This window comes from Xanthomonas protegens, from assembly GCF_038442435.1.
Lineage (GTDB): Bacteria > Pseudomonadota > Gammaproteobacteria > Xanthomonadales > Xanthomonadaceae > Xanthomonas_A > Xanthomonas_A sontii.
In genome coordinates this window covers 196,775-220,037 of record NZ_JAQJCQ010000008.1, presented here as the reverse complement: position 1 = coordinate 220,037, position 23,263 = coordinate 196,775, and the positions used below count along the sequence as shown (strand labels likewise).

The following is a 23,263-nucleotide window of genomic DNA, read 5'->3' as shown; positions in this document are numbered from 1 at the left end:
CATTGTGGCGAGGCGCCGGGCCCGGGCGTCAAGGCCAGGTTGCTTCGAGAAAACGGAGGCGGGCGGCGGCGGGTGGTTGCCGCGCTGCGTGGCCGCACCGGATTGCGGACACAAAAAAACCCGGAAAACTGTCGTTTTCCAGGCTTCTTGTGACCTTGAAACTGGTCGGGGAGACAGGATTCGAACCTGCGACCTCTACGTCCCGAACGTAGCGCTCTACCAGACTGAGCTACACCCCGAAGGAGCCGCACATGATACGGAGGTCTTCCGCATTCGGCAAGCGCCTTTGCAAAAAAATTTCAGTCCGCCGCGTCGGCCGCGTCCGCGGCGGCATCCGCGGCGTTGCGCTCGCGCGCCTCGAACCACATGCCGTTGAGGATGGCGGCGGTGGAGGCCAGGCCGACACCGAGAATCCAGGCGAAGTACCACATGATCGTTTCTCCTTGCGGGCGCGTCAGTACGCGTTGGGGTTGTCGTCCAGGGAGGCGGCGGTCACCTTGCCCTTGAGCACGCGGTACACCCAGGTGGTGTAGCCGAGGATGATCGGCAGGAACACCACGGTGGCCAGCAGCATGATCCACAGGGTCAGGTGGCTGCTGGAGGCGTCCCACACGGTCAGGCTGGAGCCGGGCTGGCTGGAGGAGGGCAGCAGGAACGGGAAGATCGCAAAGCCCACGGTCAGGATGATGCCGGCGATGGCCGCGCCGGAGGCGATGAACGCCAGGCCGCCGCGGCGCTTGCGCAGCAGCACCGCGCTGAGCAGCAGGCCGAGCAGGCCGGCGGCCGGGGCCAGGGCGGTCAGCGGCATGCGCTGGTAGTTGTGCATCCAGCCGCCCACCTCGCCGAGCACGGCGGTCTTCAGCAGCGGGTTGGTGGCGCCGTCGGTGACCACCTGCGAGGTGACCGCATAGCCGGGCAGGCCGGTGGCCACCCACACCCCGGCGCCGGCGAACAGCGCGCAGGCCACCAGGGCGGCGAGGCTGCCGTAGCGCGCCGCGCGCTCGGCCACCGGGCCGTCGGTCTTCAGTACCAGCATCGCCGCGCCGTGCGCCACCAGCATGCTCACGCTGAGCAGGCCGGCGAGCAGGGCGAACGGCATCAGCAGGCCGAAGAAGCTGCCGGTATAGAACACCCGCAGGGTGTCGTCGAAGTGGAACGGCACGCCCAGCAGCACGTTGCCCACCGCCACGCCCATGATCAGCGCCGGGATGAAGCCGCCGACGAACAGCGCCCAGTCCCAGCCGTTGCGCCAGCGCTGGCTGGGCAGCTTGCCGCGGAACTTGAACCCGACCGGGCGCAGTATCAGCGCGAACAGGATCACGAACATCGCCAGGTAGAAGCCGGAGAAGCTCACCGCGTAAAGCGGCGGGAAGGCGGCGAAGATCGCGCCGCCGCCCAGGATCAACCAGACCTGGTTGCCTTCCCAGACCGGGCCGATGGTGTTCACCACCAACCGGCGCTCGGCGTCGGTCTTGGCCACGAACGGCAGCAGCGCGCCGACGCCCAGGTCGAATCCGTCCATCACCGCGAAGCCGATCAGCAGGATGCCCAGCAGCAGCCACCAGATCACGCGCAGCGTGGTGTAGTCCAATGCAATGAAGTCCATGGTGTGTCTCCTGCCGGGGTCAGAGGTGGCCGGCGGCCGCAGGCGCGGCGATCGGGGTAACGGGACGCGGGGCGGGCTGCAGCAGGGCCGGCAGCGCGTCCGGTCCCTTGCGGATCGCCTTGAGCATCAGCTTGATCTCGATGATCAGCAGCGTGGTGTAGATCGCCACGAAGCCGGCGAGGGTGATCAGGATGTCGTGCAGGGCCAGGCCGGAGGCGGCATAGAAGGTCGGCAGCACGCCTTCTACCGCCCACGGCTGGCGGCCGTACTCGGCCACGAACCAGCCGCACTCGATCGCGATCCACGGCATCGGCAGGGTCCACAGCGCCAGCTTCAGGAACCAGCGCTTGTCCTCGAAATTGTGCTTGCACGAGAACCACAGTGCGGCGGCGAAGAAGGCGATCAGGTAGAAGCCCAGGCCGGCCATCACCCGGAACGTCCAGAACAGCGGCAGCACACGCGGCACCGTGTCCAGCGCGGCCTTGGCGATCTCCTCCGGCGTGGCGTTGAGGATGTCCTCGCGGTAGCGCTTGAGCAGCAGGCCGTGGCCCAGGTCCTGCCAGTGGCGATCGAACACCGCGCGCGCCTCGGCGTCGTTGCGGTTGGCCTTAAGCCGCTGCAGCGCGCCGTAGGCGATCTGCCCGCCGCGCACGCGGTGCTCGGCGCGCTTGACCAGTTCCAGGATGCCCGGCACCGGCGTGTTCAACGAGCGCGTGGCGATCAGGCCCATCAGGTACGGCACCTTGATCGCGTAGTCGTTCTTGCCGGTGGCCTGGTTGGGGATGCCGAAGGCGGTGAAGTCGGCCGGCGCCTGCTCCGTCTCCCACATCGCCTCGATCGCGGCCAGCTTCATCTTCTGGTGTTCGTTGGCGGCGTAGCCGCTCTCGTCGCCCAGCACCACCACCGACAGCGAGGACGCCAGGCCGAACGCGGCGGCCACCGCGAACGAACGCCGGGCGATGTCGCGGTGCTTGCCGCGCAGCAGGTACAGCGCGCTGATCGACATCACGAACACCGCGCCGGTCACGTAGCCGGCGCTGACCGTATGCACGAACTTGGCCTGCGCCACCGGGTTGAACACCACCGCCATGAAATCGACCACTTCCATGCGCATGGTGTCCGGGTTGAACACCGCGCCGGTCGGGTTCTGCATCCAGCCGTTGGCGATCAGGATCCACACCGCCGACAGGTTGGTGCCCAGCGCCATCAGCCAGGTCACCATCAGGTGCTTGACCGGGGTGAGCTTGCTCCAGCCGAAGAAGAACAGGCCGATGAAGGTCGCTTCCAGGAAGAACGCCATCAGTCCTTCGATCGCCAGCGGCGCACCGAAGATGTCGCCGACGTAGTGGCTGTAGTAGGACCAGTTCATGCCGAACTGGAACTCCATGACGATGCCGGTGGCCACGCCCATCGCGAAGTTGATGCCGAACAGCACGCCCCAGAACAGGGTCATGCGCCGCCACACGTCCTTGCGGGTCATGACGTACACGCTCTCCATGATCGCGATCATGAAGGACAGGCCCAGGGTGAGCGGGACGAACAGGAAGTGGTACATCGCGGTCATGGCGAACTGCAGCCGCGACAGCTCTACGACAGTGGTGTCGATCATGGCTGTGCTACCTCGTGGAAGATGTGCATCTGGGTGGCCGAGTGGCGGGAGATTGGAGGCGATCTTCCGCCGCGCCGGTGCGTTCGACCTTGATTCAGATCAATGTGCGCAACCGGGGCGCCCGGCATCGTGGCGGCCACGGCGGTTCCGGCCCGGAAGCGCCTTCCCGCTAAACTGGCGACTTCGTTCGCCGCGCCGAGCCCGTTTTGACCGATTCCGCCGAGCCGTCCACCGCACTGCCCGCCGATACGCCGCAGCAGCGGCAGCAGCGCATGCGCTGGCTGGATGCCCTGGCTGCGGCCGCGCGCGGCCGCCAGCGCCTGGCTGCGGCGGCCATCAGCGTCTCCGGCGCGCTGCTGATCGTGCAGGCCGGCGCCATCGCCTGGCTGGTGCAGGCGCTGCTGGTCGAGCGCCGCGACCTGGCGCAGGCACTGCCGGCCTTCGCCCTGCTGGCGCTGGTGTTGGTCCTGCGCGCTTGGCTCGGCGCCGCCGCGCAGCGGGCTGCCGGCGATGTCGCCGATGCGGCCAAACTCGAATTGCGCCGGCGCGTGTACCGGCAACTGCTGCAGCGCGGGCCGCTGTGGCTGCGTGGGCAGCGCAACGGCGAACTCGGCGAGTTGCTGCTGGCGCATGGCGATGCGCTGGATGGCTACTACGCCGGCTACCGGCCCGCGCGCTGGGAAGTGAGCGTGGTGCCGCTGCTGATCGTGCTGGCGGTGGCCTGGAGCGACTGGGTGGTCGGCTTGATCCTGCTGTTCACCGCGCCACTGGTGCCGATCTTCATGATGCTGGTGGGCTGGGGCGCCGAAGCCGCCGGCCGCCGGCAGTTGCGCGAGTTGGCGCGGATGGGCGGGCACTTCGCCGACCGGCTCAAGGGCCTGGGCCTGTTGCGCCTGTACGGGCGCGGCGACGACGAACTGCGCGGGATCGCCGCTGCCGCCGAGGGCGTGCGCGAGCGCACGCTGAAAGTGCTGCGCATCGCGTTCCTGTCGTCGACTGTGCTGGAGTTCTTCGCCTCGGTCAGCGTGGCGATCGTCGCGCTGTACCTGGGCCTGAGCTACCTCGGCATGATCGCCCTGCACGGCAGCGTGCCGACCCTGGGCACCGGCGTGTTCTGCCTGCTGCTGGCGCCGGAGTTCTATGCGCCGCTGCGGCGCCTGGCCGCGCATTACCACGATCGCGCCAATGCACTGGCCGCGGCGGCCGAGGTTGAGCGCTTGCTGGAAAGCCTGCCGCAGGCCACGGACGTGCCAGTCGCGCGCGACGAGGGTGCCGCCGTGTCGAACGATGTTGGTGCCGTGACGCCGATCGAGACCGATGCCACTGCAGCGATGTTTTCCGCGCCTGCAGCGGGCGCGACGCGTGCGGAGGCGCCACTGCTGCGCGCACGCGGGCTGCATCTGCGTCCGCTGGGCGCGCGCTGTGATGCGGTGCGGGGCCTGGATGTCGACCTGCATGCCGGCCAGCGCCTGGCCCTGGTCGGGCCCAGCGGCAGCGGCAAGAGCACGCTGCTGGAAGCGCTGGCCGGGTGGCTGCCGCCGCGCGCCGGCGCATTGCAGGTGCGCGCAGGCCTGCGCATCGGCTACGCCGGGCAGCGGCCGTATCTGTTCCACGGCAGCATCGCCGACAACCTGCGCCTGGCCGATCCGCAGGCCAGCGATGCGCAGGTGCGCGCGGCCGCCGAGGCGGCGCAGGTGATGCGTTTCGCCGCGCGTCTGCCGCAGGGGCTGGACACGCCGATCGGCGAGCGCGGCTTCGGCCTGTCCGGCGGCGAGGCGCGCCGCATCGGCCTGGCGCGACTGTTATTGCGCGATCCGGAACTGCTGTTGCTGGACGAACCGACCGCGTTTCTGGATGCGGACACCGAGGCGGACCTGCTGCGCACGCTGGCGGACTTCGCCCGCGGCCGCAGCGTGATCGTCGCCACCCACAGCGAGGCGGCAATGCGCTGGGCCGATACCGTGCTGCGGTTGCCGGCACGCACCACCTCCGCCGCGACCCACGGAGCGCAGCCATGAGCGGCACCCACGACAGCTTGCGCGGCGTGTTCGGCCGCCATCTCGGCCGGCTGCTGCTGACTGCGCTGCTGGTGCTGTGCACGATGCTGGCCGGGGTCGGGCTGCTCGGCCTGTCCGGTGGATTCCTCACCGCCGCGGCGCTGGCCGGCGCGGTCGGCATGGGCAGCGGCTTCAACTTCTTCTCGCCGTCGGCCGGCATCCGCGCACTGACCTTCGCCCGCATCGCCTCGCGCTACGGCGAAAAGCTGGTCGGGCACGACGCGACCCTGCGCATCGCCCGCGACCTGCGCGTGTGGTTCTTCCGCCGCGCGCTGCCGCTGGCACCGGCACGGCTCGGCGCCAGCCGCACCGGCGAACTGCTGGCGCGGCTGATGTCGGACATCGGCGAGGTCGACGGCCTGGTGGTGCGCGCACTTGCGCCGCTGGCCGCATTGCTCGGCGCCGGCACGATCGGCATCGCCGCGGCAGCGGCGATCCACGGGCCGGCGGCGCTGGTGCTGACCGCGCTGGCGCTGGCGATCGGGCTCGGCGTGCCGTGGGTGGTGGCGCGCGACGGCGAAGCCCGCGAACGCGCACGCGCGCAGCAGCGCGAAGCTCTGCGCACACTGGCCTACGAAGGCCTGGAGGGTGCCGCCGACCTGGCCGCACTCGAGACGCAGACCGCCTGGATCGCACGCGTGGACACCAGCGCCCAGGCCTTGCGTGCCGAGGACCGTCGCCAGCGGCAGCGACTGATCGGCGGCAACGCCTTGCATGCGCTGTGCGCGGCATTTGGTCTGCTGGCGATGCTGTGGGTGGCGCTGGGTGCGGCGCGTGCTGACGCGATCAGCGCCGAACAGGCCGCCGGCCTGGTGTTCCTGACCGTGGCCCTGCTCGAGGTCTGGGCCGGGGCCGGCCTGGCCTGGCAGGCGCTGCAGTCCGGCCGCGTCGCCGCGCGGCGCCTGCAGGCGATCGCCGGGCAGGCACCGCCGGTGCTCGACCCGGCGCATCCGCAGCCGCTGCCGGCCACTGGCGAGGTGCAGTTCGACGACGTCGTGTTCGCCTGGCCGGGCGAGGCGCGGCGCGTACTCGACGGCGTCTCCCTGCGCATCGCCCCGGGCGAGCGCATCGCCATCTCCGGCGACAGCGGCAGCGGCAAGACCACCCTGTCGGCATTGCTGCTGCGCTTGTGGGATCCGCAGCAGGGCAGCGTGCGCTACGCCGGCACGGATTTGCGCGAGGTGGCCGAGGCGCAGTGGCATCGTCGCATCGCCTGGCTGCCGCAGGGCGCGCCGGTGTTCGCCGGCAGCGTGCGCGACAATCTGCGCCTGGGCGATCCATCAGCCGACGATGCGCGGCTGCAGCGGGTACTGGCCGACGTGCGGCTCGACGCCTGGCTGCACGAAGTCGGTGGTCTCGACGCCTGGCTCGGCGAGAACGGCGCCACCATGTCCGCCGGCCAGGCGCGGCGCCTGGCCCTGGCCCGCGCCCTGTTGCGCGAGGCACCGCTGCTGGTGCTGGACGAACCCACCGAAGGCCTGGACGTGGACACCGCGCACGCGCTGCTGTGCGACCTGGCGCAGGCGCTGGGCCAGCGCAGCCTGTTGCTGATCAGCCACGACACACTGCCCGATGGGGTGGTGCATGTGCGCTATCGCTTGCAGGACGGGCAGCTCGCGCGCAGCGTCGAAGCGTCGGGCGACGACCCGGTGTGAGACACGCGCAGCGTGACTGGTCACGCGTGGCGCACGTGTGCCACGAATGGCGGCAAGCTCCAAGCACGCACGTTGCAGAACGATGGCAACTGGGACGAGATTCTCTGATGGTATACAACGCGCCTTCAGTGTCGGCCTGTGAGACGTCGCCGCTCTAGAATTTCGCGGCGGTCGGTGATGCGGAACGAACACCACGAAGCGGTAGTCGGTTTCTTTCCGGATGACCGGGCGACAGGGGGTTGCCCATCAGAGAAAAGGAGTTTCACGTATGTCTGGAACAATGTTCGCAAAGAAACGTCTGTTCACGCTGCTTCGCCTGGGCGTGTCGGCAGGGCTGGCGCTGAGTGGTGCACTGCATGCACAGGCGCCCACAAACGATCCGCTTTCGGCGCAGCAGTGGAATCTTTCCGCGATTCGCGCACCGCAAGCCTGGGCGCTGGCGCCAGTGAATGGCCAAAAAATTCGTATTGCTGTGATCGATTCTGGCTATTCGGGACATCAAGATATTAATTGGGTCAAGGACGGAAATGGAAAGGATCTGTACTTTTCTTGGTCCAGTGATAGGAACGAAGGGAGGGAGGATGGGGATTTTTCACACGGTTCTCATGTTGCGGGCATCATTGCTGCAAAAACGCAGAATGGCCAAGGAATTGCCGGGGTATGCCCTCAATGCGAAATCCTATCTAGAAAAGTCAACTCCCCCTTAACTGACGATGCTCTGGCTGCTGCAATCAAACAAGTTGTCCAGTCTGGTGCCAGAGTCATCAATCTAAGTCTGGCGGAAGCTAACATGGCTTGTGGTAATTATAATTATACCAATCTCGCCATTGCCCAAGCACATGCTGCAGGCGTCTCGATTGTTGCGTCGGCTGGCAACCATAACGCGCCAGGAATAACTTTTGACCAAGGTGCTTCCGCTTCTTGGGTGGATGTAGCCGACGTGCGGCCAGCCTCTTGTCCTGGAGTTATCTCTGTCGGCGCAACCGATCAGATGAATCTTGAGGCTCCTTACACCAATGGCGGAGTTTCCTTGACGTTGATGGCTCCCGGTGGTGGAGCTACCCGTGATGAAGGGGTCTATGGCGCTGGGTTGGGGGATTGTCCAGTAATAATTAATCGGATTTCGCAGGGGAACAGCACAACGAAAGTTGGGGTGATTTCTGCTTGGGCGTTGGATAATGGCAATGGATTGACTTCGTGTTATCGCTATCTCTCGGGTACGTCCATGTCGGCACCGCACGTCAGTGGAGTAATCGGACTTATGCTGTCTGTAAATCCTAGTCTGACGCCTGATCAGATCATGAACATCCTGAAGCGCACTGCGACGCCAATGGTGTGCGAAAGCAATCGATGTGGGGCAGGTCTGCTTAACGCGGAGGCTGCAGTCAATTGGGCGCGTTCGATGGCGGGCGCTGGTAAAGCTCCTGGTCCGTGCTTGTACAATTTTGGCGGCGATTCGCTCCAAATCACGGAATGTACGTTGGACAGCATGGCAGAAGCATCCGGCGGTGTCGTGTCCGTAACTGCCTACGGTAATCTGTGGAAGTTCGACGCACAGGGGCAATTCTCGGCCAGGCCAACGCCATTGAGCAGCGTGCCGCGTTATGTCGCTGCAGCCGGTCCTTGCGCGGCATTCGTTAATATTCAGAGTGTGTGCAAATTCGAAACGCGGACTGAGGTCAATTACCCCGGCGTTGGTTACCTTGAGTCAATCACCGCTTACGGCCGCTACTGGAATTTCGATGCCAATGGCCAGCCGTTCGGTCCGCAGGGTGGAGAACTGAAAGACGTCCCGCGGTATGCGGCTGGCCCTTGCCAAGGGGGGAAGAATCCCTGCGTATTCGACACTCGCTCGCTGGTCGTGTTTCCGGAGTGGGGTGGGCTGGTCGAGTCGGTCAACGCCTATGGCCAGTACTGGATGTGGGACGCGAATGGTAATCTGCTTGGATCAGGCCTGTTGCAGAGTGTTCCGCGCTATCAGCAGATCTGCCGGTACGGGCCGGCAGGCGAGGCGTGCAAGTTCGACACGCGTGAGCTCAAGAGCAATCGACATGAGGTGATCACCGCCTATGGTCGCTACTTCGAGTTCAATGGCGAGACGCTGATCCAGAACACCGCGCTGGCGGAGATGCCGCGGTTCAACTGATTTCACCGTTGCCGGCGTTCTGCTGCAACGATCGGCGAGAGTACGGCAAAGGATCTGCCGTGCTCTCGCTCCTGCCTTTCTAGTTCCGTGTTTCGCCAGCGTTTCAGTCGGTTCGTGCGCACGACCGTGGCAGCGGTTGCGCGCAGGCGATCTACGAGATGCGACGTGTTCGGAGGGAGCCCAACTCACCGAACCGAATGCATCTTGAGGTCAGCCCATCTCGACCGATGCCAATGGCGGCATCGCCAGGCACCGCATGATGGAGTGGTACGTGCAGTTCGCTGCACCACTCACAGCGCGTCCAGAAACTCCCGCACCGCCGGCCCGAACCGCGCGAAATCGACCAGGAAGGCATCGTGTCCCTGCGGCGAATCCAGCCCCAGGAACTGCGCCTGTGCGCCGCCGGCGCGCAGGCCGTCGGCGATCTGTTGCTGCTGCTGCACCGGAAACAGGATGTCGGTGTTGGCGCCGATCGCCAGCGCGCGCTCGATCTGGATCGTGGCGATGCCGGCCAGCACGTCGCTGCCGGCAGGTTCGGCCAGGTCGAACCAGTCCATCGAGCGGCTCAGGTACAGATAGCAGTTCGGGTCGAAGCGGCGCACGAAGCGGCGGGCGTGGCCTTCCAGGTAGCTCTCGACCTGGAATTCCAGGCCGAACGGATCGTCGTCGGTCTGGTCCGAGTCCAGCCGCACGCGGCCGAAGCGGCCGTCCCATTCCAGCGCCGAACGGTAGGTGATCACGCCGAGTTTGCGCGCCATGCGCATGCCCGACTCGGGATAGGTGGCTTCGTCGTAGTCGCCGCCGTTCCAGTTCGGATCCAGGCGGATCGCCTCGCGCTGCAGCGAGCGGATCGCGATCGAGAACGGCAGTGCCTGTGCGCTGCCGGAGATGTTGATGTGGCTGCGCGCCAGGCCGGGATGCCGGTGCAGCAGCGCCAGCGCGGTCATGCCGCCCATCGAGTTGCCGATCACGCAGGCCAGCTGCGCGATGCCCAGCGCCCGCACCACCTGCGCGGCGGCGTCGGCGCCGTCTTCGATCGACAACTCCGGGAAGCGCAGGCGATAAGGCTGGCCGTCGTCCGGGTGCGGCGAGGCCGGCCCCGTCGAGCCTTTGCAACTGCCCAGCGAGTTCACGCAGATCACGAACCAATGCTGCGTGTCGATCGGCTTGCCTAGGCCGAGCATGCCGTCCCACCAGCCTGGCGTGGGATCGTCGGCATTGGCTGCGGCATGCGCGTCGGGCGAGAGTCCGGTGACGATCAGGACCGCGTTGTCGCGCGCGGCCGACAGCGTGCCCCAGGTTTCGTAGGCGACCCGCGCGCCATGCAGCTGGCCACCACGTTTCATCGGGAACGGCGAGGGCAGGGCGAGGAAGCGGCTGCCGGGCGGAATGAATTCGGTCATGCCTCGATTCTAGCCGCGCTTTGCGTGCGCGAGCGAGGCGGGACTGTTCGCGTCTGGCCGGGTCGCAGGCATCAGGTGGCGGCCACCACCGTACCCTGGTGGTAGACGATCTTCCAACCGTCCGCGGTACGCCGCCACAGCGTCGCCCGCCGCGTTCTGCGCTCCGGTTGCAGCAGGGTGTAGGTCAGCAGATAGGTATCCGCGGCGATCTGCTGGCAGCGGAAATCCTGTGTTTGCCAGTCCGCTTCCTCGGCGCCGTCGTGGCGACGCGTCGCCAGCACGGCGAGGACGTGCTCGCGGCTGTAGCGTTGGCCTGAGGCGCCGACCTCCCAGAAATCTTCCGTCGTCATGCGCTCGAAATCCTCGCGAGCGGTGCCGAATTCCGGCCGATGGAAGATCGGTTCGCGTCGGCGCAGTTCCTCTAGGACGCCGAGCAGGGCAGGGGCGGTCTGCGACGATGGTTCCATGCGCGAATCCTCCGGTCGACGACGCCACGATAGCGCAGCGCATTGCAGCGCATTGCAGCGGGTTGCCTGGCCGGCGTTCCACCGCGGATGTGTCTCGTCGCCGTGCGCACGGCGCGGTTCAGGGCTTGCCGATCACCAGCTCCACCGGCGCGGTCGCCGGCAAGGTCACTGTCACCGGTGCCGATTCCAGATCGCCGTCCTGGCGCATGGCATTACCGCTGGCCGACAGCCGCGCCACCACCTGCACCTGTTTGAGCTGCGAGAGTTTCTGCGTCGGCATCGGGCTGTCCGCATCGCTCAGCGTCACCCGCAACGGCAGTGACTGCAGCGGATGCTTCTGCACCGCCACCGGCATCGGCGGGCCGTCCGGCACGCGCGCGATCACGAACACGCTGGCGTCGCCGCGCAGGCGCACGCGGGCGGCGAACGCCGGGTCCAGCGACACCGTCACGGTCACGCCGGCGGTCGCCGGCGCCTCGTCAGGCTGCGCCGTGGCGCCGGCGGTGGACAAGGCGGGCAGGCCGGCCGCGCTGCGGGCCGCATCGATTTGCGGCCGCAGCGCCGCGGCGGTGGCCGCGTCCACGCGCGGCAACAGCGCTTCCCAGGTGGCGGCTGCGGTAGCGTCCTGGCCGCGCTGGCGCTGGGCGATGCCGAGGAACCAGGCGCCGCGTTCGCTGCCCGGCGCCAGTTGCAGGGCATGCTGCAGCCAGGCCAGTGCCTGGTCGTCGAATTGCCGTTGCGGGTTGGCCAGCGCACGCGCCTCGGCCGCTTCGATCAGCAACGGCGCCTGTTCCGGCGCCAGGCGCACAGCACGCTCGAACGCGGCCGCGGCCTCGCTGGCGTGCCCCAGCGACAGTTGGCTGCGGCCAAGCAGGGCCCAGCCGTCGGCGCGGTTCGGATCCTTGGCCAGCGCCGCCTGCAGTTGCTTCACGCCGTCCTCCAGCGTGCGCGGCGCCTCGCGGTTCTGCGCCTGCAACGCGCGCGGGGTGCCGACCATGGCGTACAGCGCCGCGCTCGCCACGCCCAGCGCCAGCACCGCGACCGCCAGCAGTGCGCCGTTGCGGCGGCCGCCGCCGCGCAGCGGCCACAGCACGACTGCGAACACCAGCGCCGCCAGCGCCACCGCCGCGGCCGACATGCCCCAACTCAGCATCGCCTCACCATTCCTGTTCGTCCTGCAGCGGCAGCGCGGTCGCCGCGGGCGCACGCCGCCGTACCATCCGGATCAGCACCAGCGCGCCGCCGGCCAGCAGCAGCAAGGGGCCGAACCACAGCAGCCAGGTGCGCGCTTCCAGTTGCGGCCGGTACAGCACGAACTCGCCGTAGCGATCGACCAGGAACTGCTTGATCTGCGCATCCGACTTGCCCTGGTGCATGAGGTCCAGCACTTCGCGGCGCAGGTCCATGGCGATCTGCGCGTGCGAGTCGGCCAGCGATTGGTTCTGGCATTGCACGCAGCGCAGTTCCGCGGTCAGGGCATGGAAGCGCGCTTCCTCGGCGGCAGAGCGGTAGGCCAGCGGCGTCGGATCGGACACCGGTTCGGCGCCGGCCAGCGCAGACCATGCCAGCAACGCCAGCAGGCCCAGCTGCAGCGCGCGTCGGCCGAGGTTCATGGCGTGGCCTTGCCCTGCGCCCGTGTCGGCGGGGCGTCGCGCTCGGCCTGCTGCAACGCCGGCAGCAGTTCGTCGCGGATGATCGCATCGGTCAGCGGCCCGGCATGCTTCCAGCGCACCACGCCGCGCGCGTCGACCAGGAAGGTCTCCGGCGCCGCGGCCACGCCCCAGTCGATCGCGGTGCGCCCTTCGGGATCGAACAGCACCGCCAGGAACGGATTGCCCAACTGCTCCAGCCAGCGCAGCGCGTCCTCGCGGGTGTCCTTCCAGTCGTAGCCGATCACCCGCACACGCTTGCTCAGCGCGAAGCGGGTCAGCACCGGGTGTTCCTCGCGGCAGGCCGGGCACCAGCTGCCCCACACGTTGAGCACGTAAGGCGCGCCCAGCAACTCACTGCTGCGCACGCGGATCGAGGCGTCGTGCAGCAGCGGCAGTTCGAACGCCGGCGCCGGCTTGCCGATCAGCGCCGAGGGCAGCGCGTCGCGATCGGCGGTGCCGGAACGCTGCACCGCATACACCATCAACGCCAGCAGGCCGAGGAAGAACAGGGCGCCCAGCAGGATGGCGGGCAGCGGCAGGCGACGTGGAGCGGGAGCGGACATCAGGGGGTCTCCGGGGAACGACGGAAGCGCCGGTCGGCGGCGGTGACGAAACCGCCCAGCGCCATCAGCGCCGCGCCAAGCCAGATCCAGCGCACGAAAGGTTTGACGTGCACGCGCATCGCCCAGGCGTTGCCGCCCAGCGGCTCGCCCAGGGCGACGTAGACGTCGCCGAACAGGCCGGGGTGGATGCCGGCTTCGGTCATGTTCTGGCCGCCGCTGGCGTACAGGCGCTTTTCCGGGTGCAGCAGCGCCAGCGGGCGATCGTCGCGCAGCACCTGCACGTGCGCGCGCTCGGCCACGTAGTTGGGGCCCTTGCGCTGGTCCAGCCCCTGCAGCTCGAAACGATAGCGGCCCAGCTCCAGGTGCTGTCCGGGCGCCAGCGCCACTTCGCGCTGCTGCTCCAGCGCCTCGACCAGCAGCGCGCCGGCCAGGAAAACTGCGATGCCGGTATGGGCCAGGGTCATGCCCAGCATCTCGGGGGTGAAACGGCTGCCCTTGAGCTGCCGCCGGCTCCATACGAAGCGCGCGGTGCCCAGCAGCACCCAGGTAGCGGCGGCGACGCCGGCAGCGGTCTTCCACGCGCCCTGCGGCGCCAGGAAGAAGCCGATCGCGCCGGCCAGCAGGGCCAGCCCGGCCCACGGCACCAGCAGCGCCAGCGGCCGCGACGCCTGTTCGCGCTGCCAGCGGGTCAGCGGGCCGAACGGCAGCAGCGCCACCAGCGGCGCCATCAGCACGATGAACAAGGTGCCGAAGTAGGGCGGCCCCACCGACAGCTTGCCCAGGTCCAGCGCATCGGCCAGCAGCGGATACAGCGTGCCCAGCAGCACCATGGCGCAGGCGCAGGTCAGCAGCAGGTTGTTGGCCAGCAGCAGGGTCTCGCGCGAGGCCGGGGCGAAGCGTTGCCGCGCCTCGTCGGCCGCCGCCGCCACGCGGCCGCCGCGCAGTGCGTACAGCAGCAGCGCGCCGCCGCACAGCAGGCTCAGGAACACCAGGATGAACAGGCCGCGGGCCGGATCGGCGGCAAAGGAATGCACGCTGGTCAGCACGCCCGAGCGGACCAGGAAGGTGCCCAGCAGCGACAGCGAGAACGCGGCGATCGCCAGCAACAGGGTCCAGGCGCCGAAGCTGCCGCGCTTCTCGGTCACGGCCTGCGAATGCAGCAACGCCGCGCCGGCCAGCCACGGCATGAAGCTGGCGTTCTCCACCGGATCCCAGAACCACCAGCCGCCCCAGCCCAGTTCGTAGTACGCCCACCAGCTGCCGAGGGCGATGCCGATGGTCAAAAAGCTCCAGGCCACGTTGGTCCACGGCCGCGTCCAGCGCAGCCAGCGCGCGTCCACCTGGCCGTCCAGCAGCGCGGCGATGGCGAAGGCGAACGGCACAGCGAAGCCGACGTAGCCGGCGTACAGCAGCGGCGGATGGATCACCAGGCCGGGATCCTGCAGCAGCGGATTGAGATCGCGCCCTTCCAGCGGCGCCGGCAGCAGCCGCGCGAACGGGTTGGAGGTGAACAGCAGGAACGCCAGGAAGCCCACGCTGACCAGCGCCAGGGTGCCGATCACCCGCGCCACCACCGGGGCCGGCAGGCGCCGCGAGTACAGCGCGACCGCGCCGGTCCACAGCGCCAGGATCAGCGTCCACAGCAGCAGCGAACCCTCGTGCGCCCCCCACACCGCCGAGTAGCGGTACACCAGCGGCAGCAGCGAATTGGAGTTCTCGGCGACGTAGGCCACCGAGAAGTCCTGGGTCACGAATGCATGGGTGAGGATCGCGAAGGCGCCGGCCACCAAGGTCAGCTGCGCGAACGCCGCCGGCCGCGCCACCGCCATCCAGCGCGCGTCGCCGCGCTGCGCGCCGGCCAGCGGCAGCAGCGCCTGCAGCACGGCGGTGAGCAGGGCGAGGATCAGCAGGAGCTGACCGACCTCAGGCAGCATGGTGCTCGAGCCGGAACGCGGGAGCGGGCAGGGCGGCACACGACGCCAGATGCTTGCCATCCACAGACGCGGGATGCGGGATGCGCGCCTTGCAATGCGGAGTCCCTATATTCCGTCGACGCTGCTCGGTGCTACCAACGATCGAGTCCGCGCCTGTGCTTGGACCATTCCCCATTCCCCAATCCCGATTCCCGCCCCTCCAGCCCCTCACTGCATCGCCCCCACATCATGCTTGCGATGCGCGCTGCCCATCTTGTCCGCCAGTTCCTTCGGCATGTAGGTCTCGTCGTGCTTGGCCAGCACGTCCTCGGCGACGAACACGCCATCGCGCATGCTGCCGGTGGCCACCACCGCCTGGCCCTCGCGGAACAGGTCGGGCAGGATCCGGTCGTAGCGCACGGTCAGTTGCGCATCGCCGTCGGTGACCCGGAAATGCGACTGCAGCGACCCCGGGGCGCGCTGGAACGAGCCTTTCTCGACCATGCCGCCGAGGCGGAAGCGCGCGTGCGCGCCGGTCTTGCCGGCCAGCACCTCGGCCGGGGTGTACAGGTAGGCGGTATTGCGCTGCAGGGCCATCGCCACCAGCGTGGTGGTCAGGCCGGCGGCCAGCACCAGCAGCATCAGCCACAGCAGGCGGCGTTTGCGCTGCGGATTCATCGGCTCAGTTCCAGCGGCGGCGCCGGTTCGGCCTTGGCCTGGCGCTTGCGTTGTGCGCGCAGCCGTGCCGCCCGCAGCGCATGACGCACCTGCAGCCGCGCCAGCACGAAATCGGCCAGCAGCACCCCGGCGAACACCGCATAGGCGCCGACCACATACGGCAGGTAGTTCATCCGCGCGCCTCCGCCAGTTGCGTCACCCAGTCCTTGCCGGCCTCGCGGCGCAGGTTGTCGGCGCGCGCGCGCGCCAGCAGCGAGCCGGCGAACCAGAACTTGGTCGCGGCCACCATCAGCCACAGCGGCGGCAGCATGCTCGGGTCCATGCTGGATTGGCCGAACAGGCGGATGGTCTGGCCCTGGTGCAGCGAGTTCCACCACACCACCGAATAGCGGATCACCGGCAGCAGCACCACGCCGACGATGGCCAGCAGCCCGGCCGCACGCGCGGCGGTGCGCCGGTCCTCGATCGCCAGGTACAGGCCCATCACGCCGATGTACAGGAACAGCAGGATCAGCTCGGTGGTCAGGCGCGGGTCCCAGTCCCACCAGGCGCCCCACATCGGCTTGCCCCAGATGCTGCCGGTCAGCAGGGTGATCAGGGTGAAGGCGGCGCCGATCGGCGCGCAGGCCATCGCCAGGATCTCGCACAGCTTGATCCGCCAGACCTGGGCGATGGCCGCGTACACGGCCATCAGGCCGAACACGAACAGGCTCATCCAGGCGCTGGGCACGTGGATATAGAGGATGCGGAAGGCGTCGCTCTGCAGGCGGTCGGCCGGGACCACGAACAGGGCCTGCCAGATGCCCACGCCGGCCAGCAGCAGCGCCGCCAGGTAGCACCACGGAGTCCAGCGCGCAGCGAAGCGATCGAAGGTCGGCGGCGAACCGAGTTGGTGGAACCAGCGGACGAGAGAGGCCATGCGGACGATTCTAGCTGGCGGAAGGCGGGCTTCGATGCGACAACATTCGATGCGACAACGACGGAACGGCGAGGGAGCACTGCGCTTGCTATGGTACGGCCGCCGCCGCGCCGGCGCTGCGCCAACGGCTCAGCTCAGCGAGATGCGGATCGCCGCGGCCGCCGCCAACGGCGCCAGCACCAGGCCCGCGACCAGGCCGGCGGCCAGCAACAGCAGGCCGCCGGCCGGATCCAGGCCCTGCGCCGCCGCCGCCACGCTGCCGGCGCCGAACACCAGCACCGGCACGTACAGCGGCAGGGCCAGCAGCGCGACCAGGATGCCGGCGCGCTTCATGCCCACCGTCAGCGCCGCGACCACCGCGCCGAGCAGGCTCAGCAGCGGGGTCCCCAGCGCCAACGATGCCAGCAGCACAGGCATGCGGTCATGTGGCAGGTGCAGCAATTCGCCGAGCAGCGGCGCGGCCACGATCAGCGGCAACGCGGTGGTGACCCAGTGCAGCAGCACCCGCACCAGCACCAGCCAGGCCAGCGGCACCGGCGCCAGCAGCCATTGCTCCAGCGAACCGTCCTCGGCGTCGCTGCGGAACAGGCTGTCCAGCGCCAGCAGGCCGGCCAGCAGCACCGCCAGCCACAGCGCGGCGCCGGCCACCTCGCCGAGCAGGCGCGGCTGGTTGCCCAGCGCCAGCGCGAACAGGGCCACGATCAGCAGGGCGAACAGCGCCGGCTGCAGCGCGTCGCCGCGACGCCGCCACAGCAGGCGCAGGTCGCGCAGCAGCAGCGCACGTGTGGCCTGCCACAGCGAGGGAACGGGCGTGGCCAGGCTCATGCGGCGACTCCGCTCAAGGTCAGCATGCGGGTGCGCACCGGTGGCGCGGCATAGGCGCCATGGGTGGTGACCAGGGCCGCGCCGCCGCTGCGCAGGTGCGCGGCGATCATGCGGTTGACCAGGGTGATGCCGTCCAGGTCGAGGTTGGCGTAGGGCTCGTCGAGCAGCCACAGCGGCGCCGGCGACAGCCACATCCGCGCCAGCGCCAGGCGCTTCTTCTGCCCGGCCGACAACTGCCGCACCAGGGTGTCCTCGTAGCCGGCCAGGCCGACGATGGCCAGCGCGCTGCCTGGCATCTGCTTGGCCCGGCGCCCCTGCAGGCCGCACAGGTAGTGCAGGTTCTCCAGGGTGCTCAGGTCGGCCTTCAGCGCGCCCAGGTGGCCCAGGTAGGCCATGAAGCGGGCGCGGTCGCCGCGCCGCACCGGGTGGCCGTCGATCTCGATGCGCCCGGCCTCGGCGCGCAGCAGACCGACCAGCACCCGCAGCAGGGTGGTCTTGCCGGCGCCGTTGTCGCCCTGCACCAGCAGCGCTTCGCCGGCATCCAGGTGGAAGTCCAGCGGACCGAACACCGCGGCGTCGTCGCGGGCGAACGTGAGCCCGTGCGCGGCCAGCAGCGGCGGCGGGGTGTACAGCGGATCGGTCATCGGCGAAGGCCGCGGCGGATGGCGCGGCGGCGGGCGGCAAGGGAAGGCGCGCATTGTATCGGCATGCGGGCGTCCGGCGGATGCCGGCGGCGGCCACACGCGGCGATGCGCATGTGCTGCGTTAGTGGAGCGGCGGCGGCATGCCGCATCGCCGGCAAGCGGCTTTGCGTACACTCGGCGTTTTCCCGCTGCCGCAGATCCCCGCATGCATCCGCAGACCAAGCTGCCCAAGGTGGGCACCACCATCTTCACCGTGATGTCGCAACTGGCCGCCGAGCACGGCGCGGTCAACCTGGGCCAGGGCTTTCCCGACTTCCCGGTGCCGCCGCGGCTGATCGAGGCGCTGGACCGGGCGATGCGCGACGGCCACAACCAGTACCCGCCGATGACCGGCGTGCCGGCGTTGCGCCAGGCGATCGCCGAGAAGGCGCTGCGCTGCTACGGCGCCCAGGTCGATGCCGACACCGAGGTCACCGTCACCAGCGGCGCCACCGAGGCCCTGTTCAACGCCATCCACGCGGTGGTGCGCCCGGGCGAGGAAGTGATCGTGCTGGATCCGGCCTACGACAGCTACGAGCCGGCGATCGACCTGGCCGGCGCGCGTGCGGTGCACGTGCCGCTGGACCCGCAGACGTTCGCGGTGGACTGGGAGCGGGTGCGCACGGCGATCACCCCCCGCACCCGCCTGCTGATGCTCAACAGCCCGCACAACCCGTCCGGGGCGATGTTCGGTGCCGACGACCTGCAGGCGGTGGCCGAGCTGCTGCGCGGCAGCGACATCTTCCTGATCTCCGACGAGGTCTACGAGCACATCGTGTTCGACGGCCGCCGCCACGAGTCGGTGCTGCGCTGGCCGGAACTGCGCGAGCGCGCCTTCGTCGTCTCCAGCTTCGGCAAGACCTACCACTGCACCGGCTGGAAGATCGGCTACGCGATCGCGCCACCGGCGCTCAGCGCCGAGTTCCGCAAGGTCCACCAGTACAACACCTTCGCCAGCTTCGGCCCGGCCCAGCACGCCTTCGCCGCGATGATTCGCGAGGAGCCAGAGCACGACGAGCAACTCGGCGCGTTCTACCAGGCCAAGCGCGACCGCTTCCGCGAACAATTGCTGGGCACACGGCTGAAGCCGCTGCCGGTGCCCGGCGGCTACTTCCAGCTCGTGGACTATTCGGCGGTCAGCGACCTGCCCGACACCGAGTTCGTGAAGTGGCTGACCATCGAGAAGGGCGTGGCGGCGATCCCGCTGTCGCCGTTCTACCAGGACCCGCCGCCCGCCCAGCGCCTTGCCCGGCTGTGCTTCGCCAAGAACGAGGCGACGCTGGATGCGGCGATCGAGCGCTTGCAGCGGCTCTGACGAGCCGCCGGGATTCGGGATTCGGGATTTGGGATTCGTAGAAGCGGGTTCCTGGGCGGGGTGGGGCATGTCGGTGGCAGGCATCTATTTCGGGGTGACGTTTGGGCTGGCGGCGGTCTGCGCGGTGGTCGACGGGGCGCTGTTCTACGGGCATGTGCTGACCGGGCTGGCTGATCGTGGCCAGCGGGTGGGGATGGATTTCAGCGTGGTGCCGTTCCGGCGGCAGGCCTATGTGGACCGCTACCTTGCGGTGTTGACGCCGCAGGAGCGGGGCACGCTCGCCAACCGCCTGGTGCGGCACCTGCCATGGGTAACGCCTACACTGGGGCTGCTGTGCCTGGTCGGCACGATCTGCATCGGAGTACGTTGGGGATGACACAGGTGGCACAGGATCTGAGGATCTCGTTGGTCCAGGGCGATACCCGCTGGCACGATCCGGCCGGCAACCGCGCGCATTACGCCGAATTGCTGGCGCCGCTGGCCGGCGTCACCGACCTGGTGGTCCTGCCGGAGACCTTCACCAGCGGCTTCTCCAACGATGCGCTGGCGCAGGCCGAGGACATGGACGGGCCGACCGTGGCGTGGATCCGCGAGCAGGCGGCGCGGCTGGGTGCGGCGGTGACCGGCAGCGTGCAGTTGCGCGTGCCCGACGCCGATGGCGAGGCCAAGGTGTTCAACCGCCTGCTGTGGGCCACGCCGGACGGCGCATTGCAGCATTACGACAAGCGGCATCTGTTCCGTTACGGCAACGAGCACCTGCGCTATGCCGCCGGACGCGCGCGCCTGTGCGTGGAGTGGAAGGGCTGGCGGATCAATCCGCAGGTCTGCTACGACCTGCGCTTTCCGGTGTTCTGCCGCAACCGCTACGACGTCGAGCGCCCGGGTCAGCTGGATTTCGATCTGCAGCTGTTCGTCGCCAACTGGCCGTCGGCGCGCGCCTACGCCTGGCGCACGCTGCTGCGTGCGCGCGCGATCGAGAACCTGTGCTTCGTGGCCGCGGTCAACCGCGTCGGCGTGGACGGCAACGAGCTGCACTATGCCGGCGAGAGCGCGGTGATCGATTTCCTCGGCCAGCCGCAACTGGAGATCCGCGAGCGCGAGCAGGTCGCCACCACCACGATCTCCGCCGTCGCGCTGGCCGCGCATCGCGCGCGCTTCCCGGCCATGCTCGATGCGGATGCCTTCCGCCTCGACGACTAGTGGGGGAGAAGTGGCTGCTGCCGGGGTCGCCGGAAAGCGCCTGGCGTGGCTGGAAACGCGGGTGCCTCTGATGGCGAAAGCACGCGTTCCGTAGGAGCGGCTTCAGCCGCGATGGGCTTTCCCGGGAAAGCCCGTCGCGGCTGAAGCCGCTCCTACAAGACAAGCTGCCTCCGGCTTGATCGTGGCGAGCGCCGGCGCGGCGACGTATCCCGGCTGAGCCGCGGCCTCCGTCATGGACCTGTCCTGTGGTTGGCGCCGCGCCCCGCCTGCCCATCGACCGGACTGCAACTCGTCCTGGCGTCTGGCTGACGCGAGTGGAAATGCCTGCTGAACGCGCGCGCGACACCCGCGCAACCTTGTCGCGGCCGCGACAAACCCATTGCTACCCTCGCGCCTTGTCCACCCACCCGGAATGCCCACATGATCAAGTCGCTCTCTCTGCTCGCACTGCTGGGTGCGGCCGCGCTCGCGCCGCAGGCCCAGGCCGCCGGCAACATCGATTGCAAGCTGTCCTTCAACCTGTCGGGCTGGTCGGTGTTCTACAAGACCGCCAAGGGCACCGGCACCATCACCTGCAACGACGGCGCGGTGATCCCGGTCAAGATCAGCAGCAAGGGCGGTGGCCTGACGGTCGGCAAGTCGAAGATCGTCGGTGGCCGCGGCACCTTCACCGGCGCCTATAGCCTCAACGATCTGTTCGGCACCTACGCCGCCGCCGAAGCGCATGCCGGCGTGGTCAAGTCCAGCACCGCGCAGGTCGTCACCAAGGGCGATATCTCGCTGGCCCTGGCGGGCACCGGCGAAGGCGTCGACCTGGGCGTCAACGTCGGCAACTTCGTGATCGAGCGCCGCAAGTAAGAGGCTGCGTTCCGCCCTGACGCTGCGTTGCAGCCAGGGCGGAGACGACGCAACAAAAAATCCAGGCGCGGTGCGCCTGGATTTTTTTTGGTCAAAGGTTTCTCTCGAGAACTCGGCCGGAAGCCCGCCGTGCGGCGGAGATGCGATGCGGCCCGGCAAACCGGGCTCTGCGCCAGGGCGCGTTTCGCGCTGCCGCGCGCTTACTGCTGCGCGAACACCCAGGCCAACTGGCCGCGTACCGGCTCGGGCGTCGCCAGCGCCTGGCGGTACAGGGTCCGCGCGGTCCAGCAGGCGTCCTCGTCGCTGGCCTTGGCGATCTCCGGCAGCACCCGCATCAGGCGCTGCTGCTGGTCGGCAGGCAGCGACTTGACCAGGGTGCCCATCGCCGCCTGGATCTGCTCCTGGCTCACCGGCTGCGCCGGGGTCTTGTTCAACTCCGCGTCGGTGGCCTTCAGCGAGACGTCGAACCAGCGGTCGATCTGCGCCTGCGGCAGCTTTTCCAGGCCCGACAGCATCGCCGCGCTCAGCGCCTGCGCATCGTTGGGGTTGCCGCCGCGCGCCAGTACGGCGCACTGGGGCACGTCGACCTTGTCGCTGACCTGCGACAGGATCTGCAGGCGCTGTTCCAGCGTGGCGTGGTCCAGTCGCGCGATGCCGTTCTGCGCCAGTTGGAAGCCGGCCTGCTGCGCCTGCGGGCCGCTCTGCTTGAGCAGCGCCACGTAGCGCGGATCGTTGGCCAGCTTGCGCAGCATGCGATCGAACGGCGCGTGCAGCGGCGAACTGGCCGGGTAGGGGTTCTGCGCCGCGGCGATCTCTTCCTGGGCCTTCTGCTGCGCCTTCTGGCAGGCGCCGAGGCTCAGTACGCCGGCGATCAGCAGCGGCAGGGTGATCTTCATCTTCCGTGTCATCGGGAATTCCTGGTCGGTGAGGGCGGCCACCCGCAGCGGCCGCCAGATGCGCCAGGATATCGGCTTCGTCCGCGCAGGGCGAACGGCGCAACGGCGGGTGGGCCGGTGTCGCCACGCCCCTGTCGTTCGAGCCTGCGCGACGCTGTCGGGCGCCGCCTGGTCGGCAGCCCCCGCGCACGGCAATCTTCCTTGGGCCCCGGCGTTCCCGGCGCTTATCATCCGCGACTCCCTCCGCGCGCGAGATTGTCCGCATGACCTTCGGAATGCTTGTTGGCCTTCTCGCGCTTGGCCTCGGCGCGTCGTCTCCGGCCGTATCGCAGCAGGCAGGCGTCGTCGACGCGGTCATCCGGCACCTGGACCTGACCTCGTTCCCCAACTCGGTCGGCCCCCGCCGCCTGCCGGGGAAGACGACGTTCGCGGACTATGGTTTCGTGGATGTCACCAAAACCGCCCATGGCGCGCGCCTGCTCGAGGCCGACAAGGGCTGGATGATGCGCTTCGAGGTGCTGTCGGCCGATGCCACGTCCGTGCGTCTGTGCTTCCATGACACGGGATTGGCCAGGCCCGGCGCGACACAGGCCCCCAGCTACGACGCAACCTCGGCGCTGCTCGTCTCCACAGCGTCTCAGGGCAAGTGGACCGCCAAGCAGATCCCGGCGGGATTTGCGGACTGCAGGAACGCGCCTGCCGGCGCGTGAGTGCACGGGCGGCCGCGATGCGGGCCGTCGCACCACCTGCGTGAGAGGGCTGCCGCAGCCTGACGCCGCGCGCCGTCCCCGTTGTCGATAGCGTCCCCATAAAAAAAC

23 protein-coding genes and 1 tRNA gene are annotated in these 23,263 nt (G+C 68.8%); 8 read left to right on the top strand and 16 right to left on the bottom strand.

Translation table 11 applies throughout. The features are described 5' to 3' along the window. Positions 1-162 precede the first annotated feature (162 nt). The 4 genes from PIQ37_RS11665 to PIQ37_RS11650 all read right to left on the bottom strand — a co-directional run bounded on the left by PIQ37_RS11665 (position 163) and on the right by PIQ37_RS11650 (position 3,215). Positions 163-239: transfer RNA gene (locus tag PIQ37_RS11665), tRNA-Pro, on the bottom strand. Between the two features lie 60 nt (positions 240-299). Next, positions 300-431, bottom strand: coding sequence for a cytochrome bd-I oxidase subunit CydX (gene cydX, locus PIQ37_RS11660; RefSeq protein WP_017912084.1), 132 nt, complete (start codon positions 429-431; stop codon positions 300-302). A 23-nt stretch (positions 432-454) separates the two neighbouring features. After that, on the bottom strand, positions 455-1,606 hold the full coding sequence (cydB, locus tag PIQ37_RS11655) for a cytochrome d ubiquinol oxidase subunit II (RefSeq protein ID WP_342073584.1): 1,152 nt from the start codon (positions 1,604-1,606) through the stop codon (positions 455-457). 19 nt (positions 1,607-1,625) lie between these two features. Beyond that, positions 1,626-3,215 carry a cytochrome ubiquinol oxidase subunit I gene (locus tag PIQ37_RS11650; RefSeq protein WP_017912086.1) on the bottom strand — a complete coding sequence of 530 codons (1,590 nt, stop codon included), beginning with the start codon at positions 3,213-3,215 and terminating at the stop codon, positions 1,626-1,628. 272 nt (positions 3,216-3,487) lie between these two features. Here PIQ37_RS11650 and cydD point away from each other — a divergent pair, with 272 nt between their 5' ends. The 3 genes from cydD (at position 3,488) to PIQ37_RS11635 (ending at position 9,073) form a co-directional block, all read left to right on the top strand. After that, entirely contained in the window at positions 3,488-5,233 is a 1,746-nt protein-coding gene (cydD, locus tag PIQ37_RS11645; RefSeq protein WP_342073594.1) for a thiol reductant ABC exporter subunit CydD, read from the top strand. Further along, on the top strand, positions 5,230-6,927 hold the full coding sequence (gene cydC, locus PIQ37_RS11640) for a thiol reductant ABC exporter subunit CydC (RefSeq protein WP_342073583.1): 1,698 nt from the start codon (positions 5,230-5,232) through the stop codon (positions 6,925-6,927). Before cydD ends, cydC begins: the two co-directional genes overlap by 4 nt. Positions 6,928-7,195: 268 nt before the next feature. Continuing rightward, entirely contained in the window at positions 7,196-9,073 is a 1,878-nt protein-coding gene (locus PIQ37_RS11635; protein ID WP_342073582.1) for a S8 family peptidase, read from the top strand. A 290-nt stretch (positions 9,074-9,363) separates the two neighbouring features. On the opposite strand, the gene metX is transcribed toward PIQ37_RS11635, so the two are convergent. The 11 genes from metX to ccmA form a co-directional block, all read right to left on the bottom strand. Continuing rightward, positions 9,364-10,476, bottom strand: coding sequence for a homoserine O-acetyltransferase MetX (gene metX / locus PIQ37_RS11630; RefSeq protein ID WP_342073581.1), 1,113 nt, complete (start codon positions 10,474-10,476; stop codon positions 9,364-9,366). Between the two features lie 71 nt (positions 10,477-10,547). Further along, positions 10,548-10,943: a nuclear transport factor 2 family protein gene (locus tag PIQ37_RS11625; protein WP_342073580.1), complete on the bottom strand. Its 396-nt coding sequence runs from the start codon at positions 10,941-10,943 to the stop codon at positions 10,548-10,550. A gap of 118 nt (positions 10,944-11,061) precedes the next feature. Then, positions 11,062-12,096, bottom strand: coding sequence for a tetratricopeptide repeat protein (locus tag PIQ37_RS11620; protein ID WP_342073579.1), 1,035 nt, complete (start codon positions 12,094-12,096; stop codon positions 11,062-11,064). Positions 12,097-12,100: 4 nt separating this feature from the next. Next, positions 12,101-12,556, bottom strand: coding sequence for a cytochrome c-type biogenesis protein (locus PIQ37_RS11615; protein ID WP_342073578.1), 456 nt, complete (start codon positions 12,554-12,556; stop codon positions 12,101-12,103). Next, positions 12,553-13,158: a DsbE family thiol:disulfide interchange protein gene (locus tag PIQ37_RS11610; protein ID WP_407136835.1), complete on the bottom strand. Its 606-nt coding sequence runs from the start codon at positions 13,156-13,158 to the stop codon at positions 12,553-12,555. Before PIQ37_RS11610 ends, PIQ37_RS11615 begins: the two co-directional genes overlap by 4 nt. Then, entirely contained in the window at positions 13,158-15,092 is a 1,935-nt protein-coding gene (locus PIQ37_RS11605) for a heme lyase CcmF/NrfE family subunit (protein WP_342073577.1), read from the bottom strand. Before PIQ37_RS11605 ends, PIQ37_RS11610 begins: the two co-directional genes overlap by 1 nt. Positions 15,093-15,299: 207 nt before the next feature. Then, positions 15,300-15,749: a cytochrome c maturation protein CcmE gene (gene ccmE / locus PIQ37_RS11600; RefSeq protein ID WP_342073576.1), complete on the bottom strand. Its 450-nt coding sequence runs from the start codon at positions 15,747-15,749 to the stop codon at positions 15,300-15,302. Next, entirely contained in the window at positions 15,746-15,922 is a 177-nt protein-coding gene (locus PIQ37_RS11595) for a heme exporter protein CcmD (protein ID WP_342073575.1), read from the bottom strand. The genes ccmE and PIQ37_RS11595 overlap by 4 nt, the downstream gene beginning before the upstream one ends. Next, complete coding sequence (gene ccmC, locus PIQ37_RS11590) at positions 15,919-16,668, bottom strand: heme ABC transporter permease CcmC (RefSeq protein ID WP_010343777.1); 750 nt, start codon at positions 16,666-16,668, stop codon at positions 15,919-15,921. The genes PIQ37_RS11595 and ccmC overlap by 4 nt, the downstream gene beginning before the upstream one ends. A 129-nt stretch (positions 16,669-16,797) precedes the next feature. Then, a complete protein-coding gene (gene ccmB, locus PIQ37_RS11585; protein ID WP_017907306.1) occupies positions 16,798-17,493 on the bottom strand; it encodes a heme exporter protein CcmB in 696 nt (231 codons plus the stop codon). Continuing rightward, positions 17,490-18,137, bottom strand: coding sequence for a heme ABC exporter ATP-binding protein CcmA (gene ccmA, locus PIQ37_RS11580; RefSeq protein ID WP_010343781.1), 648 nt, complete (start codon positions 18,135-18,137; stop codon positions 17,490-17,492). The genes ccmB and ccmA overlap by 4 nt, the downstream gene beginning before the upstream one ends. A gap of 205 nt (positions 18,138-18,342) precedes the next feature. Between ccmA and PIQ37_RS11575 the strand changes: the two genes are divergently transcribed. From PIQ37_RS11575 to PIQ37_RS11560, 4 genes are all read left to right on the top strand, one after another. Then, on the top strand, positions 18,343-19,491 hold the full coding sequence (locus PIQ37_RS11575) for a pyridoxal phosphate-dependent aminotransferase (protein ID WP_342073574.1): 1,149 nt from the start codon (positions 18,343-18,345) through the stop codon (positions 19,489-19,491). A 67-nt stretch (positions 19,492-19,558) separates the two neighbouring features. Then, complete coding sequence (locus PIQ37_RS11570) at positions 19,559-19,867, top strand: hypothetical protein (protein WP_342073573.1); 309 nt, start codon at positions 19,559-19,561, stop codon at positions 19,865-19,867. After that, positions 19,864-20,691, top strand: a complete 828-nt coding sequence (locus PIQ37_RS11565) for an amidohydrolase (RefSeq protein ID WP_342073572.1) — start codon at positions 19,864-19,866, stop codon at positions 20,689-20,691. The genes PIQ37_RS11570 and PIQ37_RS11565 overlap by 4 nt, the downstream gene beginning before the upstream one ends. Positions 20,692-21,111: 420 nt before the next feature. Beyond that, positions 21,112-21,549, top strand: coding sequence for a hypothetical protein (locus tag PIQ37_RS11560; RefSeq protein ID WP_017914143.1), 438 nt, complete (start codon positions 21,112-21,114; stop codon positions 21,547-21,549). Positions 21,550-21,749: 200 nt separating this feature from the next. Here the strand turns inward: PIQ37_RS11560 and PIQ37_RS11555 are convergent, their stop codons facing one another. Next, entirely contained in the window at positions 21,750-22,445 is a 696-nt protein-coding gene (locus PIQ37_RS11555; RefSeq protein ID WP_342073592.1) for a hypothetical protein, read from the bottom strand. Positions 22,446-22,708: 263 nt separating this feature from the next. Between PIQ37_RS11555 and PIQ37_RS11550 the strand changes: the two genes are divergently transcribed. Then, positions 22,709-23,155, top strand: coding sequence for a pesticin immunity protein (locus PIQ37_RS11550; protein ID WP_342073571.1), 447 nt, complete (start codon positions 22,709-22,711; stop codon positions 23,153-23,155). Positions 23,156-23,263: the final 108 nt, after the last annotated feature.